We start from the raw sequence: 15,193 nt of genomic DNA on the forward strand, positions 1-15,193 counted from the left end.
AGTCAGTGATCCGGTACCACGGCGATTTGCGTCTTGCCGGGCGGCTTCACTGGCAGGATCACCAGGAGGCCGGCAAGCAGGACAACCATAATGCCGAGGATGCCCCATCGCTGGGCTCCACCTTCTTCAACAATCGGAGCGGCAATTGTGATGCACAGGGTGAAGAGGGTGGGAGCCAGGAAGCTGACAGCCCGGCCCGTGGTGGCGTAGAGCCCGAACAGTTCTCCTGACTCGCCATCGGGGGCAAGCCTGGCCAGGAACGCCCTTGACGAAGACTGGGCTGGCCCAACAAAAAGGCACAGCAGCAGGCCGAAGATCCAGAACGTATTGGCGGCAGGCCAGCTGTTTCCAAAGAACACGTAGTTTCCGTTGCCAAGCACCAGGATGAACGTGCCCGCGATCAGCAGACCCACCAGGGAAAGCACGATGACTGCCTTGGGTCCGATCTTGTCGTCAAGGAAGCCGCCGATGATGGCGCCTACCGCTGCCACGACGTTGCCGAAAATCGCGAAGAAGATAACTTCCTTAAGCTCGAAACCAAAGGTCCCGGCCGCGATCACCCCGCCGAACGTGAAGACTGCAGCAAGGCCGTCGCGGAAGATGGCGCTGGACAGCAGGAAATAGATGGTGTGGGGACTGGTGCGGTAGATGGCCACGATGCGCCGGAGCAGCAGCCTGTAGGACGCTACGAAGCCCAACGACGCAGTGTCCTTCTTCACGGAAACTTCAGGAACGGCAAACAGCACGGGCAGGGCGAAAATGAAGAACCACAGGGCCGAGAAAATGGCCACAAGCCGGATGTTCAGGGATTCTTCAGTGGATGCGCCGAACCATTCGAAAGACGGCTGGACGAAGAGTTGCAGGACCAGCAACAACGCGACGATCCCACCGAGGTATCCCATGCCCCAACCAAAGCCGCTGACCTTGCCGATGTTTTTGGGGGTGGAGATCTGGGCCAGCATGGCGTTGTAGTTCACACCGGCGAACTCAAAGAAAATGTTGGCAAGCGCAATCAGGCACACACCCAGCAGGAGGAATCCTGGCTGCGGGAATACAAAGAAGCACAGGGCCGTGAGGACGGCTGTGGCCGCAGTGTTGACTCCGAGCCAGAGCTTGCGCCGGCCACCGGCATCCGAACGTTGGCCCGTCACGGGTGCCAGCAACGCGATGGCCAGGCCCGCGACGGCCAAAGCAGCACCAAGTGCGGCAGAGGCAGAGTCCTCGCCGCCGAAGGCAGACGAGGTCAGGTACACCGTGAAGACGAACGTGGTCATGATGGCGTTAAAGGCAGCGGAGCCCCAGTCCCAGGAAGCCCAGGCAAGGATTTGGCCCTTCTTGGAGGAAGCAGGTCCGGAGGCAAGCTCGGATGCTGGGTGGGAGGCTTCGGGAACTGCGGCCGCGTTCATAGCCTGAATGCTATCGGGACTCTGACAGCGACGGGCAGATGACAGACCGCTATGTGGATACCGCTATGTGGATATCGCAGAAAAATTCATCCGCAGGGCCCATCGGCTCCGGCCAAAAACTATCCGGGCCCCTTGATAAACTGGTCCAACCGAACCCAACGTATGACCGCCTGCTCCAACTTTTGACAATTCGTTTCTGACTTTGCGGAGAAAACAGTGATCACAGTTCTCGCCATCACCTTTGTAGCGGCAACTGTGGCGCCCTTGATCTTCAGTAAACTTGGTCGGAACGCCTTCTATGTCCTGGCAGCGGTTCCCGGGGTGGCCTTCATCTGGCTGGTCCTCCAGCACGCTCCCGTATATTCCGGCGCGGGCATAGAAGAAGTATTCCCTTGGATTCCCAACCTCAAGCTCGAGTTCGCGTTCAGGATGGATGCGCTCGCCTGGGTCATGTCACTGCTCATCCTCGGTGTTGGCTCCCTGGTGCTGGTCTATTGCGCCCGGTACTTCAAGAACAAGGACCCTGGGCTCGGTGGGTTCGGCGCCCAGCTCCTGGCTTTTGCCGGTGCCATGTTCGGCTTGGTGACGTCCGACGACCTCCTGATGATGTTCATCTTCTGGGAGCTCACCACTGTCTTGTCCTACCTGCTCATCGGTTATGCCCGCACCCGCCTGGCTGCACGGCGTTCTGCCCTGCAGGCCCTGATGGTTACTACGGCGGGCGGGCTGGCGATGCTGGTGGGGCTCATCATTCTGGGCCAGGCCGCAGGAACCTACCGGATCTCCACCATCCTTGGCCAGGCCGGGACGCTCGTTAACGGCACCACAAATGGCATGGTGGGGGCCGCCGTCGTTCTCATCCTCGTGGGTGCCGTGACCAAATCGGCGCTGGTGCCCTTCCACTTCTGGCTTCCCGGTGCCATGGCGGCTCCAACGCCAGTGAGCGCCTACCTGCATGCCGCAGCCATGGTGAAGGCCGGTATTTACATCGTGGCGAGACTGGCGCCGGGTTTCGCGGAATCGCAGTTCTGGCTCCCGATGGTCCTGGGCCTCGGGCTGGCCACTATGTTGATTGGCGGCTACAGGGCCCTGCGCCAGACCGATATCAAGCTCATCCTGGCCTACGGCACGGTGAGCCAACTGGGCTTCCTCACCATGGTGGTGGGCCTGGGCAGACCTGACGCCGCCCTTGCCGGGCTTGGGCTTCTGCTGGCGCATGGCCTGTTCAAGGCCGCGCTGTTCCTGGTGGTCGGCATCATCGACCACCAGTCCGGGACACGCGATATCCGGAAACTCTCCGGTGTCTTCCGCTCCTCGCGTGCCCTCGGGGTTGTTGCCGCGATCGCGGCCGCCTCCATGGCGGGGGTGCCGCCGCTGGCGGGTTTCGTGGCCAAGGAGTCCGTCTTTGAAGCCTTCGTGCACTATGGAAATGGCCAGGACGCGCCCGCCTGGGGCATCTGGATCCTCGTTGGGCTCGTGATCGGTTCGATCCTCACTTTCGCCTACAGCGCCCGCTTCATGTGGGGTGCCTTTGCCACCAAGCCGGGCATAGAGCGCACGCCCTTTAAAGCCATCAAGCCCGCCTTCCTGGCCGCGCCGGCGCTGCTGAGTTTCCTCACGATTGTGTATGGCCTGTGGCCCGCACCGGTCGATAGTTGGATCCAGCCTTACGCAGCGCTGTTCGCCGGCGGAGAGGAAGCCGTCGACGCCGGACATCTGGCTTTGTGGCATGGGCTCACTCCCGCTTTGGGCCTCACCGCGATCACCTTTGTGGCCGGTGCCGCAATGTTCTATGGCCGTAACATCGTTTCACGGGTGCAAAGCCTGGTTCCCGATTGGGTGGATGGCGACCGCGCCTACCAACACACCATTGGCGCCTTGGACGACATCGCAGTGTGGGTCACGGGCCGCACCCAGCGTGGTTCACTGTATTTCTATCTGACGGTCATCCTTACGGTTGCCTTCGCAGTGCCACTCGCGGCTCTGCTCCTGAACAACAAACCGTTGCCCGACGGCGTCTATCTCATCGATCCGAACTCTCCGCTGCAGTTGATCGCGGGAGTGGGCATCGTGGTGGGCGCCCTGGCTGCTGTCCGCGCCAACAAGCGCTTCCTGGCAGTGCTCATGGTCTCGGTTACTGGTTACGGCATCGCGCTCATGTTTGCCCTGCAAGGTGCGCCTGATCTTGCGCTGACCCAGATGCTGGTGGAGACCATCGTGTTAGTGGCCTTCGTTTTGGCAATGCGCAGCCTGCCCGCCGAACTGCGGGACCGGACGGGTGGCCGCCTCCGGGTGATCCGCGTGATCGTAGGTGCCGCCTTCGGCATCACCATGATCTTCGTTGCCATCTACGCCATGGGTGCCCGTGTTGCCACGCCTGTCTCCCTTGAATTCCCGCGCCTGGCCTACGAAGGCGGCGGTGGCCTGAACGTGGTCAACGTAACCCTGGTGGACATCCGCGCATGGGATACCTTCGGCGAAATTTCGGTCCTGGCCGTGGCCGCTACGGGCGTTGCAAGCCTGATCTTCGTGCGCAGCCGCGGCGATCGCATCAAAACCTCGGAGGCAGTGCCGGAAGGCAGCGTGGGGCGGCGAACCGGCGTCGACCGTGACTCCCGCGACGGCGCCCGGCTGGCCGTGGCGAGGAAGTTCACGGACGTGACGCGGGATGCCTGGCTCGTTGCAGGCAGGACGCTTGCCCCTGAGCGGAGGTCCATCATCTTCGAAGTGGTCACCCGGCTGATTTTCCACTCGATGATCGTCTTCTCCATCTATCTTCTCCTTGCGGGCCACAACCTGCCCGGGGGTGGCTTCGCAGGCGGCTTAACCGCAGGCCTCGCCCTCACCATCCGCTACCTTGCCGGGGGACGCTTCGAGTTGAGCGAGGCTGCGACAGTGAGTGCCGGCACGCTGTTGGGAACGGGACTTGCGACGGCGGCAGCGTCCGGTTTCGTGCCTCTCCTCCTCGGCGGACAGGTGTTCCAGAGCGCGATCATCGAGTTTTGGCTGCCCGTCTTCGGAGACGTCAAGTTCGTCACGTCCACGATCTTCGACATCGGCGTCTACATCGTGGTGGTGGGCTTGGCGCTCGACGTTCTGCGCAGCCTGGGCGCCGAGATCGACGAACATTTTGAAGAGAAGGGGGCGAAGGCCGGAAAGACCCGGGTCGCCGAGCCTGCGCCTGCTGAAACTGCCGCTTCCGGGAAGGGCAACCCATGAGCATCAACCTGACCCTCCTGATCGTCATGGGTGTGCTGTATGCCTGCGGTATTTACCTCATTTTGGAGCGGAGCCTGACGCGCGTCCTGCTTGGCTTGATGCTGCTTGCGAACGCCACCAACCTGCTGATCCTCAGTACAGGTGGGTACGCCGGCCTGGCTCCTTTGTTCGATAAGGAAACAGCCTCCAATGAGTACAACGACCCCCTGCCGCAGGCGTTGATCCTCACATCAATCGTCATATCATTTGCCGTTACTGCCTTCATGCTTGGCATCATCTACCGCACGTGGGCCCTGGCACGGCAAGACGAAATCCAGGATGACATCGAAGACCGCCGCGTGGCCCGGACTCCGAGCTTCGACGCGGAAGACGACGCCATTGTCCCGTTGGAAACATCAGAGTTCGTAGTGACAGCGTCCACGGCCGAGGAACGGCTGCATCCAGAGGCGACGGAAACACCCAAAACGGCATCCACCCGGGAAGGAGGCAGCGCGTGAATCTCGCAAACCTGTCGCCACTGGCTGTCCTCCTTCCGATCCTCGGCGCTGCCCTCGCGTTCGTGCTGATCCGGCACACGGCTGCGCAGCGGGTAGTCAGCATTGTGATCCTCAGCGCGACACTCCTGCTCGAATGCCTGCTCCTGGCATCCGTGTGGGAGGGAGGCACCACATCCGTCACGCTGGGTGGTTGGCTGCCGCCGTGGGGCGTGGTGTTGGTGGTGGATCAGTTCTCCTCGCTCATGCTGGTGGTTTCCACCGTGGTAAGCCTCGCCGTCCTGATCTACGCCACCGGCCAGGGCATGGCCGACGGCGACCAGGAAGCGCCCGTCTCGATCTTCCACCCCACCTACCTGATCCTGGTGGCGGGCGTGTCCAATGCCTTCCTGACAGGTGACCTTTTCAACCTCTACGTGGGTTTCGAAATCCTGCTAACGGCAAGCTACGTGCTCATGACGCTTGGCGGGACGGGGCCGCGAATCCGTGCCGGCGTCACATACGTGGTGGTGTCCGTGGTTTCCTCGGTCCTGTTCCTCATCGCCATCGCCATGATTTACGGAGCTACCGGGACCATCACCATGGCGGACCTTGCCATCAAGCTGGCGGAGCTGGATCAAGGAACCCAGAACCTGCTGCACGTGATGCTGCTGGTGGCGTTCGGGATCAAGGCGGCCGTGTTCCCGCTGTCGTTCTGGCTTCCCGACTCCTATCCAACCGCTCCGGCCCCTGTGACAGCCGTGTTTGCCGGTTTGCTGACCAAGGTGGGTGTTTATGCCATGGTCCGCACCGAGACACTCCTCTTCCCCGGCGATACCCTCAACGTGCCCCTAATGGTGGTGGCGCTGCTGACAATGGTGGTGGGCATCCTGGGCGCCTTGGCGCAGAGCGACATCAAACGTCTCCTGTCCTTCACGTTGGTCAGCCATATCGGCTACATGGTGTTCGGCCTGGCGATGTCCTCCGTCACGGGCCTTGGCGCGGCCGTGTTCTACGTGGCGCACCACATCACCGTGCAGACCAGCCTGTTCCTGGTCACTGGCTTGATTGAGCGGCGGGGCGGATCGTCGTCCATTGACCGCTTGGGCGGCCTGGCCAAGCTCTCGCCACTCCTTGCCCTGTTGTTTTTCGTCCCGGCAATGAACCTTGCGGGCATCCCGCCATTCTCGGGTTTCCTGGGCAAGCTCGGGCTCCTCCAAGCGGGCGTGCAACTGGGTACGCCGCTGGCCATCGTTTTGGTAGTAGGCGGCGTCGTCACCAGCCTCCTCACCTTGTTGGCAATTGCCCGTGTTTGGAACAGGGCATTTTGGCGAAAGCCCGAGGACGCCGAGTACCCGGACCCCGTGCTTCAGACCCCAGGCAAGGTAGGGGTACTTCCCCGGACAATGGTGGGGTCCACTGCGGGCCTTGTGGCCTTCGGTGTTGCCCTCACAGTCTTTGCGGGCCCACTCTTCCACCTCGCCGACGGCTCGGCGGAAATAATGTTGGACCGCACTGCCTACATCCATTCAGTCCTGGGGGACTCCGCACAGGTGCCAGCCGTGGGTCAGCCAGGGGCTGCCAAATGAGCCGAAAACCAATCTCCTTCCGCACTGAACTGCCGCTGCTGGTATGGCTGGTCATCGTCTGGGGCGCCCTGTGGCGGGATTTCAGCCCGGGCAACCTGCTGTTCGGTGCGCTCATCGCCGTGCTCGTGGCCAAGTTCTTCTACCTTCCGCCGGTGGAGCTCAGTGGCAGGTTCCATGTTCTTCGCGCCCTTTCGTTCGCCCTGGTATTCCTGGGCAAAGTGGCGGCAGCGAGCTTCCTGGTCCTCTACCTGGCCGTAGTGAAGGGGCCAAAGGTGCGTAGCGCCGTCGTCGCTGTTCCGTTGCGCAGCCATTCGGACCTCATTGTGACGGCAACCGGGCATGTTATTTCGCTGATCCCGGGCTCGCTGGTGGTGGAAGTGGACCGCTCGACGTCCACCCTGTACCTACATGCACTCAATATTTATGAGGAAGCCGGAATCGCCAGGATCCGTCAGGAAGTCCAGAAGATCGAGGCCACATTGATCCGGATCATGGGAACGCGTGAGGAACTCGACGCTCTCCAGGATGAAGCAACCCCGGGCATGGAAGGGGCAGCCCTGTGAAAGAACTCGTTCTGTTGGTGACTGCTGTCATCCTGAGCCTGGCTGCGGTGGGAGCGATCATCCGTATCGCCATTGGCCCCTCCTTGCTGGACCGCGTTTTGGCATCGGATGTCCTGCTGGCCATTCTTGGAGCCGCGCTGGCGATCGATATGGCGATGAACCGGCACCTGAACAACTTGGTGTTGCTCGTGGCTCTCGCCGTGATCGGCTTTGTAGGCTCCGTAACGTTTGCCCGGTTTGTCGCGGATCGGAGGGATCAGAGCAATGACTCCTGAACCTACTGGCGTGGATGCCGTAATCGACGCGGTGACGGCCGTGTTTCTTGTGGTGGGTGCCCTGATGTCGCTTGGCGCAGCAATTGGCCTCTTGCGGTTCCCCGACCTCATGAGCCGCATGCATGCGGCAACGAAGCCGCAAGTCCTGGGTCTTTTCCTGATGCTCGCAGCCATGGGTCTGCAAATGCGCACGTGGTGGGTTTGGCCGGTTCTCGTGGTGGCCTGGATATTCCAGCTGCTGACCGCACCGGTCTCCGCACACATGGTGGGCCGCTCCGCTTACCGAACCAAACATGGGCACCGCGAACTGCTCACCAAGGATGAGCTTGAAGCGGTTGTCCAAAGGGCAGCCGGCGACGGTTCCACCCCGGATCCTTAGGGTTCCACCCCGGACCTAAGACAACGGGATGGCTGTGCCCGGCCTAGACGATGTCGTGCGTCTTTGCGAAGCGGGCGATGGCACGCTGGGTGCCACGGCTCGCGAAAACCTGGATGAGCGTACTGACGAAGGCCGAAATCAGCGCGAAGGACAAAGCTGAGCGGAGGCTCGTTTCCATATCGTCGTGGCCCGTGGGCGGCTTGTTGCCGGTGGCCTTTTCCCAGCCCTTGTTGACCAACTTGGTGCCGACGAATCCGGCTGCAAGGCTTACTCCGGCACCCAGCAGCTTGAAAAAGAGGTTCATGCCCCCAGCCTAGCCTCACATACAGGCGGGTTGGGACTAGCGGCGGTTTTCGCGTTCCTTGAGGAAAGCTGCCATGGAACCGCGTGGTGCCAGGACAGGAACAACATCGTGATCGGCTTCCCAGACGGCATCCACGGTTCCGAGACCGGAAATTTCCTTGAGCAGGTAATACGTGGGTGGCATCAGCTGCAATTTACCGGCCGCCTCAGCCGCCAGGATCCCGTCCACCGGCATCCAGAGTGATTGCCACGCTTCAGTGGTTTGGTGCTGGGGTGCTGCTTCCGGAGCAGGCTTGGCTACATAGAAGTACGTGTCGAAGCGCTTGGGCATGTCCGTGGGCGTGACCCAGTTTGCCCAGGGGCGAAGGTCTGAGGCGTCAAGGCGAAGTCCGGCCTCCTCCCAAACTTCCCGCAGGGCAGCGGTGAGCACCATGCCTGACTTTGCCGGGGCCTGTACAGGATCGACGGCGATGGAACTCAGGTGCCAGTCTGCAGCGTGCTGTTCCAGCAGCCGGACAGGGTAATCCCATCCATCCTGGTCAGCGGCATCAACCCGGCCGCCCGGAAAGACCACCATGCCGGCGGCGAAGTCCATGGTGGCAACCCTGTGCTGGACGAAGGCCTCAAGCCCGCCCGGTGCGTCACGGAGCAGGATGACGCTCGCGGCAAGGCGGGGTTGGGGAACTGGCATGTCCGTAATGGGAAGGTCCGTCATGAAATACCCCTTTGCCGCGTCGATTCCTGCTGGATCATTGTCTCAGGTCCTGTTGTGGGGCCCGGTGTGCGTGCTCAGACCGGAGAATGGGGCGCAGAGCCGGCCCCGCAACGCAGGAGAAGGGGAGCCAACCGCTTTGTGACTAGCCCGAGGAGCCCACGAACACCCACAGGTGTAAACTGAACCACGCCCATAAGGGCAGATTAATAACGACAGGGGAGCGCCGCCGTCGGACCTTGCAGAGATGCAGGTGACGCGAGGGCGCTGAGAGTGCGGACAGCCGCAGACCCTCGAACCTGATCCGGTTAGTACCGGCGCAAGGGAGTCGAGCTTCTCAGAGTGTCCGGATCCGGGCGGCGCAGGCCGGCCGGGGGTTTCCGGGGAGCACTTTCCCCTCCTGTACCTCAGGAGGCAGAAAAAATGACCACGGCAAGCGTGAAGAAAACCAGTTATAACTGGCGTGTTGTAGACATCGTGGTGGCAGCTTTGATTGCCATCGCCGGCGGCGTGATCTTCTGGGCCTGGTCCCAGGGCGCCGCAATCGTATCCATCCCCATGAACGCCACGTATCCGCCGCTCACCGGTTTGATCGCCGGTGGCTGGATGATCCCGGCCGTCCTGGGCATGCTCATCATCCGCAAGCCGGGCGCAGCCCTGTTCTGCGAAGCCGTCGCCGCCACCGGCGAACTCATCATGGGTTCCCAGTACGGCACCACCGTCCTCATCTCCGGCGTCCTCCAGGGACTGGGCGCGGAACTCGTCTTCGCTGCGTTCCGGTACAAGAAGTTCGACCTCTCCGCTGCACTCCTCGCAGGTGCCGGCTCGGGCCTCTTCTGCGGTCTCAACGATTCCTTCCTGCCTTGGGGCTGGAACATCGCCTACGAAGCAATCGACAAGCTGGCTTACATCGCCTTCACCACGCTCTCCGGTGCGATCATCGCTGGCGCGCTGTCCTGGGTTGCCACCCGCGGGTTGGCCAAAACCGGTGTACTGAGCTCCTTCGCGTCGCGGAAGGCTGCTTCGGAGCCCGTCTTCAACTAATGCCTGCCACGCAAAGCAGCGGCCAGGTGCGGCCTGCCGCCATTACCGCCCAAGGGTGGGGATGGCGGCATGCCGGGCGTTCCACACCCGCCATCCAGGACCTCGATCTCCGGATCGGGCCCGGCGAGCGTGTGCTCTTGCTGGGTCCATCCGGCGCAGGGAAGTCGACACTGCTCCACGCCCTCGCCGGTGTGCTGGGTGACGAGGAAGACGATTCCGACGAGACCGGCTCGCTGTTGATCGACGGCGTTGCTCCCCGCGAACAGCGCGGCCGCGCAGGTCTGATGCAGCAAGATCCGGAAACCCAGGTAGTGCTGTCCCGGGTGGGTGACGATGTCGCGTTTGGCGCCGAAAACCTGGCCGTTCCCCGGGAAGAAATTTGGGCGCGCGTCCATGAAGCGCTCGACGACGTCGGGTTGCGCACCGCTGCAGGCGGCGGCTTGGCACTGGATCACCCGACGGCGGCCCTCTCCGGCGGGCAGAAGCAGCGCCTTGCGTTGGCTGGCATCCTCGCGATGCGGCCCGGGCTGATCCTCCTGGACGAACCTACGGCCAACCTGGATCCGGTGGGCGTGCTTGAGGTTCGGGACGCCGTGCAGCGCTGCCTGGACAAGACCGGTGCCACTTTGGTCGTGGTGGAACACCGCGTGTCCGTGTGGAAGGACCTGGTGGACAGGATCGTGGTCCTCCAGCCACCCTCGGCCGGGGGCGGTGTGCTCCTGGACGGCCCCCCGGATCAGGTGCTCACAGAGGCCCGCACCATGTTGATGGCAGCGGGAGTGTGGGTGCCCGGGTACGTTCCGGCTACTCGCGCCCGCAGGAGCACAAGTCAGGAGTTGGGCGGCCATGAATCCACCGCCCAACTCCTCCTGGTGGCACAGGATCTGGCTGTCTCCCGTGAGAAGTCGCGCCGTCGCCGCTTCAAAACCATCCCACCCGTCCCCGTGCAATCGGGTATCAGTGCACAAGTACGGGCTGGCCAGGCACTCACCATCACGGGTCCGAACGGTGCCGGCAAATCTACTTTTGCGCTCACCTTGGCCGGCCTTCTGGCGCCGGTTGATGGCAAGGTGAGTGCCGCCGTCGAGCTTTCCGAGGGAGCTGGAATCGACCCGTTCAAGTGGAAGGCGGATCAGCTGATTTCCCGCATTGGCACCGTGTTCCAGGAACCGGAGCACCAGTTTGTGACGGGCAAGGTTCTGGACGAGCTGATGTTCGGACCAAAGCATCTGGGCCACGGTGAAGAACGCGTGGATGAATTGCTGGAGCGTTTGCGGCTCACGCATTTGGTGGACGCGAATCCTTACACGTTGTCCGGCGGCGAGAAACGCAGGTTGTCCGTGGCCACGGTCCTTGCGGCCCACCCTAAGGTGCTGGTCCTGGACGAGCCCACGTTCGGCCAGGACGCCAACACCTGGGCCGAACTGGCATCCTTCCTCTCTGAACTGCTCGATGCTGGAACAGCCGTTGTGTCCGTGACGCACGACGAAGAATTCAGCGCGGTCCTGGGCGGCACCGAGCTGCGGCTGGATCCAGCTACACCGCAAGTTCCGGACCCGCACAGCCAAGCAGCCCGCCAGGAAGCCGGTGCTGCATGAGGGACGCCCTGAACCTGCGCGGCAACCACGCCCTCCTTACGCGCGCCAACCCCTTGGTTAAGTTCGTGTCCGTGTTCCTCATTTCGCTGGTGCTGGCATTGTCGATCGACTGGGTGTCCGCTTCGACTGCCCTCGTCGCCGAGCTGGCCCTGTTCCCGTTGGCTGGCCTCACGCTGGGGCTTCTGTGGCAGCGGGCCTGGCCGCTCATCATTGCTGCAGCGATAGGTGGTTGGAGCACCGCAATTGTGGCGGCTGACAGCGGGGCTGTACTGCTCGACGTCGGACTCTGGTCCATCAGCGAAGGTTCCCTTCAGCTGGGGCTGGGATTCATGCTGCGCGGCCTGGCGATAGCCCTGCCGGCAATCCTCTTGATGACCTGCACAGATCCAACCGACCTGGCTGATGCGCTGGCACAGAAAGCAAGGCTGCCACACCGCTTTGTCCTTGGATCGCTGGCCGCGATGCGCCTGGTGGGATTGATGGCTGAGGAATGGCAGACCATCGGCATGGCCAGGCGGGCCCGCGGAGTGGGTTCGCAGGGCAGTCCGCTGCAACGGCTCAAGGCAACGCTTGGACAGAGCTTCGGGCTGCTGGTCCAGGCAGTGCGTCGGGCTTCCCGGTTGGCCGTCACCATGGAGGCGCGTGGTTTCGGTGGCGGGCAGAGAACGTGGGCCCGGGAATCCACATACTCCCTCCTGGATGTCTGGGTCCTCCTGGGCGGCCTCGTCATCGCTGCCGCTGCTGTACTGGCGGCCGTCGGCGCTGGAACGTGGAGTTTCGTCTGGCGTTAGCTCTTCCGTTGGATCTTCTCGAACCTTGCCCGGGTGAGGAACCCCAACTGGGCTTCCTTTTCAGCCAGCTGGATGACGGGGCCAAGCTCGAAACACGTGGTCTCGAGGCGGCGAACTGCCTTTGCGTTGCGGGCGTCCGGCTCAACAATGATCCGGTCCTTGCCGGGCAGGGAAAACATGTATCGGATGAGGGACGTGACGAGACGTGGTGTGAAGTTGGGAATCGGACGCCTCGCAGGCGCCAGCAGCAAATGCATTCCGATGTCCTCCTCCCGCGCCGGGTATGCCTCGCCTAACGGATCGTGTAACGGTTCATAAGTCTGGAAGAGCGCCAGCGGCTCGCCATCGACCACCACCAAAAAGGCATGGTGAGTGTCCAAGGAGTCAAGGAAAGCGTAGATCTCCAGGACGTCCTCGCGCGAATGCTCCAGCATGCCCCAGAACCTGGCACGAGGCTGGCTGACCCAACCATGAATGAGGTCAAGGTCTTCGGCGGGAACCAACGGGACGATCCGCAGTACGCCCCATCCGTGAAGTTCTTCGGTGTAGATCGTGGTCCGGACAGCGAAGTCCCGGGTGCTTGTGGTCATGATTTCCTTTGGGCTGGGCTGGGCTTGGTTCGTGCGAATTAGGGGGCGTCTTAGGAGTGGTCATGACTGAGCTCGCTCCAGTCCGTGACCACAGGGATCATCTTTCCTGAGGCCCAGAGCGGCATCTGGTCCGTAAAATGTGGATGCTCAGGCCGTCCAGCAGCGCCGAATGGCACAATCCAACGGCTGTTGCTGCGATCGGACAGGTCCCAGACATAGCGGGCCACGGGTCCGCGGAAACTGCGGTCGTCCACACCAGGGAGGCTTTCGGTGCAGAGTACGCATCCGGTATCTCCGCTTAGTTCTGGGGTTGGTGCCGAAGCGGCGAGGTCGCCTGGGAGAACGTGGACCGCCAGGAGCTTATGCCGATCGCCCCATACGGCATCGTCCAGCAAGGAGTCTTCCAAGGCTGCATCCTCGAGTGCGGCCGCGGCCTCCACAGCCATATCGATACCAAGCTGCGAGGCTCTGACCAACAGCGTTTCCAGGGCGAAACCTATGCGTGAAGCGACCGACAGCCAGGGCCCGAACAGAGGGGAATACCCGGTAGGTTCAGCCAGAGCCGCCAGCGCGGGATGACGTGCTATGCGCTGAACCAAGGCGCCCCGCCATGACGCGAAAACGGCCGCAGTGTGGCTGCCGGCCGCCATTGTCCCGTCCCACTCGAGCAGCAGCGTTCGCAGTGACTTGGCCTCCCTGGACATATCTGCCGGGTCGAGGTTGCCCAGCACCTCCCGGAACATGGGCCATGGACCGAGCAAGGAATCCATATGGATGGATTGCATGTGGTCCACGGTCAGTTCACCATGCACCTCCTCCAGAAGCTCCCGAATCCGCAGAGCCCTATGGGCGGGGGCGAACTCCATCGCTACGGCATCGCCGCCGCCTGCAGCACGATCATTGGCGCTGACTGCAAGCCGTTGGACCTCCGTGCGCGGCAGGGCAATGTAATCGCCGTCCCAGCCATGCCGTGCCGACAACGCCGGAGCAGGCAACCGTCGGTTGGCCGGATTTCGTTGGGGAACCAATCCAGCTACGAAATGCCGTACCGCTCCGGCAGCATCAGCAGTCACGACGCTGTTGACCGGTTCCACCCACGAATCGAAAGCTGCTTCGACGTCGCCCACACTCCCGCTTCTCAGCAGTGGCAGGAGGGCCTCGAAACCGAGCCGCCCCTCAACCTGCGCCGGGAAACGCAAACTCAACGCGGCGCCGTCGGGCGTTTCCGAGATCACTGGACCGCGGGCGGTCTCGATGATCTCCACTGTCTCTGTGCCTACAGAGTCGCCATGACGGATATGGATGGTTTCGCTACTTACGACGGCGGGTTCCCAGCCTCGCGGGCCGTGCGCCTCGATGCGCTCGCCGCCCGCCTCCGGGGCGGGGACGCGGCGCAACCGCTCTTCGAAGAGGTCCTGGTAGTCGGCCATGGCGTTGGTGACGGCCCAGGCGGTCTTTCCGGTGTGGCCAAAATGCGGCAGCCCGGGAACGCCGGGAAACGCGAAGCCGACTGCGTCGAACTCCGGGCACGCAAGCCGAACCTGCTGGTACACCCCGGGCAGTTCCATGAGGCGGTGTGGGTCGCCGGCGATCAGGGGGAGTCCGCTCGCGGTCATTGAGCCGTGGACCGCCCACGCGTTGCTGCCGGACCAGACCGGGGCTTCGATGCTGAACAAGCTGATGGCATCGTGGCCCAGCGTCCTGGCCACGTGGGCGCGGAAAAGTTTGTTGGGGAAGGTGGAGAACAGAATGTGATGCACCAGGAACACCCCTAGCGGCGTCCAAGGGTTCCACGGTTCCGGTGCGCTGCCGGAACCGTCAAATTCGGGCCCGCCGCGCAGATTGGTGGCCAGCGCGTGGTTGACGCCTGCAACATACTGGCCAACCCATCGTTGGGTTGCGGGATCCAGCCCGTTGAAACAACGGCGGGCAGTCTCGTTCAGCCGGGACTGCCGGGCAAAACGATCCCATACCACCACATCGGGGCCCAGAACTTCAGCCATACGGCCCTCCGAGCGCCAGCGCTCCAGCTCAATCTGCCATGATCGATCCGTTGCTGCGTTCATGCCCTGCAGGAAGGCGAGTTCGTCCGCCGACCCGGCCCACAGATGGGGGATTCCCCAGTGATCGCGGTAAACCCCGGAGCCGTTCGGCGGGGCGGGGTTTTGCGTCGGGGGCGTCATTCTCTCAGACCGCTTTCCAGCTTAGGTTAGGCTTACTTAAGTTCAAGATAGGTTGATTTGGACCGGTT

Annotated in this window: 14 protein-coding genes and 1 riboswitch; of the genes, 9 read left to right on the forward strand and 5 right to left on the reverse strand. The window is 62.6% G+C overall.

The features are described 5' to 3' along the window. Window positions 1–2 precede the first annotated feature (2 nt). Window positions 3–1,406, reverse strand: a complete 1,404-nt coding sequence (locus tag AC6I97_RS05055) for an MFS transporter (protein ID WP_497944249.1) — start codon at window positions 1,404–1,406, stop codon at window positions 3–5. A 216-nt stretch (window positions 1,407–1,622) separates the two neighbouring features. Between AC6I97_RS05055 and AC6I97_RS05060 the strand changes: the two genes are divergently transcribed. The 6 genes from AC6I97_RS05060 to mnhG are packed head-to-tail and all read left to right on the forward strand — an operon-like array spanning window position 1,623 to window position 7,904. Then, entirely contained in the window at window positions 1,623–4,625 is a 3,003-nt protein-coding gene (locus AC6I97_RS05060) for a Na+/H+ antiporter subunit A (protein WP_497944250.1), read from the forward strand. Then, on the forward strand, window positions 4,622–5,122 hold the full coding sequence (locus tag AC6I97_RS05065; RefSeq protein WP_224165542.1) for a Na(+)/H(+) antiporter subunit C: 501 nt from the start codon (window positions 4,622–4,624) through the stop codon (window positions 5,120–5,122). Before AC6I97_RS05060 ends, AC6I97_RS05065 begins: the two co-directional genes overlap by 4 nt. Further along, the gene (locus tag AC6I97_RS05070; protein WP_224089335.1) at window positions 5,119–6,687 is read left to right on the forward strand and encodes a Na+/H+ antiporter subunit D; all 1,569 of its coding nucleotides are present in this window, start codon (window positions 5,119–5,121) and stop codon (window positions 6,685–6,687) included. The genes AC6I97_RS05065 and AC6I97_RS05070 overlap by 4 nt, the downstream gene beginning before the upstream one ends. Further along, a complete protein-coding gene (locus AC6I97_RS05075; protein WP_497944251.1) occupies window positions 6,684–7,250 on the forward strand; it encodes a Na+/H+ antiporter subunit E in 567 nt (188 codons plus the stop codon). The genes AC6I97_RS05070 and AC6I97_RS05075 overlap by 4 nt, the downstream gene beginning before the upstream one ends. After that, on the forward strand, window positions 7,247–7,525 hold the full coding sequence (locus AC6I97_RS05080; protein WP_224089332.1) for an MrpF/PhaF family protein: 279 nt from the start codon (window positions 7,247–7,249) through the stop codon (window positions 7,523–7,525). The genes AC6I97_RS05075 and AC6I97_RS05080 overlap by 4 nt, the downstream gene beginning before the upstream one ends. Continuing rightward, window positions 7,515–7,904 (forward strand): monovalent cation/H(+) antiporter subunit G, encoded by a 390-nt coding sequence (gene mnhG / locus AC6I97_RS05085; RefSeq protein WP_497944252.1) that lies wholly within the window; start codon window positions 7,515–7,517, stop codon window positions 7,902–7,904. The genes AC6I97_RS05080 and mnhG overlap by 11 nt, the downstream gene beginning before the upstream one ends. 43 nt (window positions 7,905–7,947) lie before the next feature. On the opposite strand, the gene AC6I97_RS05090 is transcribed toward mnhG, so the two are convergent. Continuing rightward, a complete protein-coding gene (locus AC6I97_RS05090) occupies window positions 7,948–8,208 on the reverse strand; it encodes a DUF4235 domain-containing protein (RefSeq protein ID WP_224089327.1) in 261 nt (86 codons plus the stop codon). Between the two features lie 36 nt (window positions 8,209–8,244). Next, entirely contained in the window at window positions 8,245–8,922 is a 678-nt protein-coding gene (locus AC6I97_RS05095; RefSeq protein WP_224165538.1) for an NUDIX hydrolase, read from the reverse strand. Between the two features lie 204 nt (window positions 8,923–9,126). Continuing rightward, window positions 9,127–9,263, forward strand: a riboswitch (TPP riboswitch). Window positions 9,264–9,342: 79 nt separating this feature from the next. Between AC6I97_RS05095 and AC6I97_RS05100 the strand changes: the two genes are divergently transcribed. Genes AC6I97_RS05100 through AC6I97_RS05110 form a run of 3 tightly spaced genes read left to right on the forward strand, consistent with a single transcriptional unit; the run spans window position 9,343 to window position 12,352 of the window. After that, window positions 9,343–9,963 carry an ECF transporter S component gene (locus AC6I97_RS05100; RefSeq protein ID WP_224089324.1) on the forward strand — a complete coding sequence of 207 codons (621 nt, stop codon included), beginning with the start codon at window positions 9,343–9,345 and terminating at the stop codon, window positions 9,961–9,963. Next, window positions 9,963–11,561, forward strand: a complete 1,599-nt coding sequence (locus AC6I97_RS05105; RefSeq protein WP_497944253.1) for an ABC transporter ATP-binding protein — start codon at window positions 9,963–9,965, stop codon at window positions 11,559–11,561. The genes AC6I97_RS05100 and AC6I97_RS05105 overlap by 1 nt, the downstream gene beginning before the upstream one ends. Beyond that, entirely contained in the window at window positions 11,558–12,352 is a 795-nt protein-coding gene (locus AC6I97_RS05110; RefSeq protein ID WP_497944254.1) for an energy-coupling factor transporter transmembrane component T family protein, read from the forward strand. The genes AC6I97_RS05105 and AC6I97_RS05110 overlap by 4 nt, the downstream gene beginning before the upstream one ends. Here AC6I97_RS05110 and AC6I97_RS05115 read toward each other — a convergent pair. Together AC6I97_RS05115 and AC6I97_RS05120 are read right to left on the reverse strand one after the other, a co-directional pair. After that, window positions 12,349–12,942: a GNAT family N-acetyltransferase gene (locus AC6I97_RS05115; RefSeq protein ID WP_497944255.1), complete on the reverse strand. Its 594-nt coding sequence runs from the start codon at window positions 12,940–12,942 to the stop codon at window positions 12,349–12,351. The genes AC6I97_RS05110 and AC6I97_RS05115 overlap by 4 nt on opposite strands. Before the next feature lie 50 nt (window positions 12,943–12,992). Then, complete coding sequence (locus AC6I97_RS05120; protein ID WP_497944256.1) at window positions 12,993–15,125, reverse strand: penicillin acylase family protein; 2,133 nt, start codon at window positions 15,123–15,125, stop codon at window positions 12,993–12,995. Window positions 15,126–15,193: the final 68 nt, after the last annotated feature.

It is taken from the genome of Arthrobacter sp. TmtSoilC48 (assembly GCF_059739425.1).

Coding starts and splice junctions, on each gene's coding strand:
- AC6I97_RS05105 (WP_497944253.1), top strand. CDS start 9,963: ATGCCTGCCACGCAAAGCAGCGGCCAGGTGCGGCCTGCCGCCATTACC.
- AC6I97_RS05055 (WP_497944249.1), bottom strand. CDS start 1,406: ATGAACGCGGCCGCAGTTCCCGAAGCCTCCCACCCAGCATCCGAGCTT.
- mnhG (WP_497944252.1), top strand. CDS start 7,515: ATGACTCCTGAACCTACTGGCGTGGATGCCGTAATCGACGCGGTGACG.
- AC6I97_RS05115 (WP_497944255.1), bottom strand. CDS start 12,942: ATGACCACAAGCACCCGGGACTTCGCTGTCCGGACCACGATCTACACC.
- AC6I97_RS05090 (WP_224089327.1), bottom strand. CDS start 8,208: ATGAACCTCTTTTTCAAGCTGCTGGGTGCCGGAGTAAGCCTTGCAGCC.
- AC6I97_RS05065 (WP_224165542.1), top strand. CDS start 4,622: ATGAGCATCAACCTGACCCTCCTGATCGTCATGGGTGTGCTGTATGCC.
- AC6I97_RS05100 (WP_224089324.1), top strand. CDS start 9,343: ATGACCACGGCAAGCGTGAAGAAAACCAGTTATAACTGGCGTGTTGTA.
- AC6I97_RS05095 (WP_224165538.1), bottom strand. CDS start 8,922: ATGACGGACCTTCCCATTACGGACATGCCAGTTCCCCAACCCCGCCTT.
- AC6I97_RS05110 (WP_497944254.1), top strand. CDS start 11,558: ATGAGGGACGCCCTGAACCTGCGCGGCAACCACGCCCTCCTTACGCGC.
- AC6I97_RS05120 (WP_497944256.1), bottom strand. CDS start 15,125: ATGACGCCCCCGACGCAAAACCCCGCCCCGCCGAACGGCTCCGGGGTT.
- AC6I97_RS05075 (WP_497944251.1), top strand. CDS start 6,684: ATGAGCCGAAAACCAATCTCCTTCCGCACTGAACTGCCGCTGCTGGTA.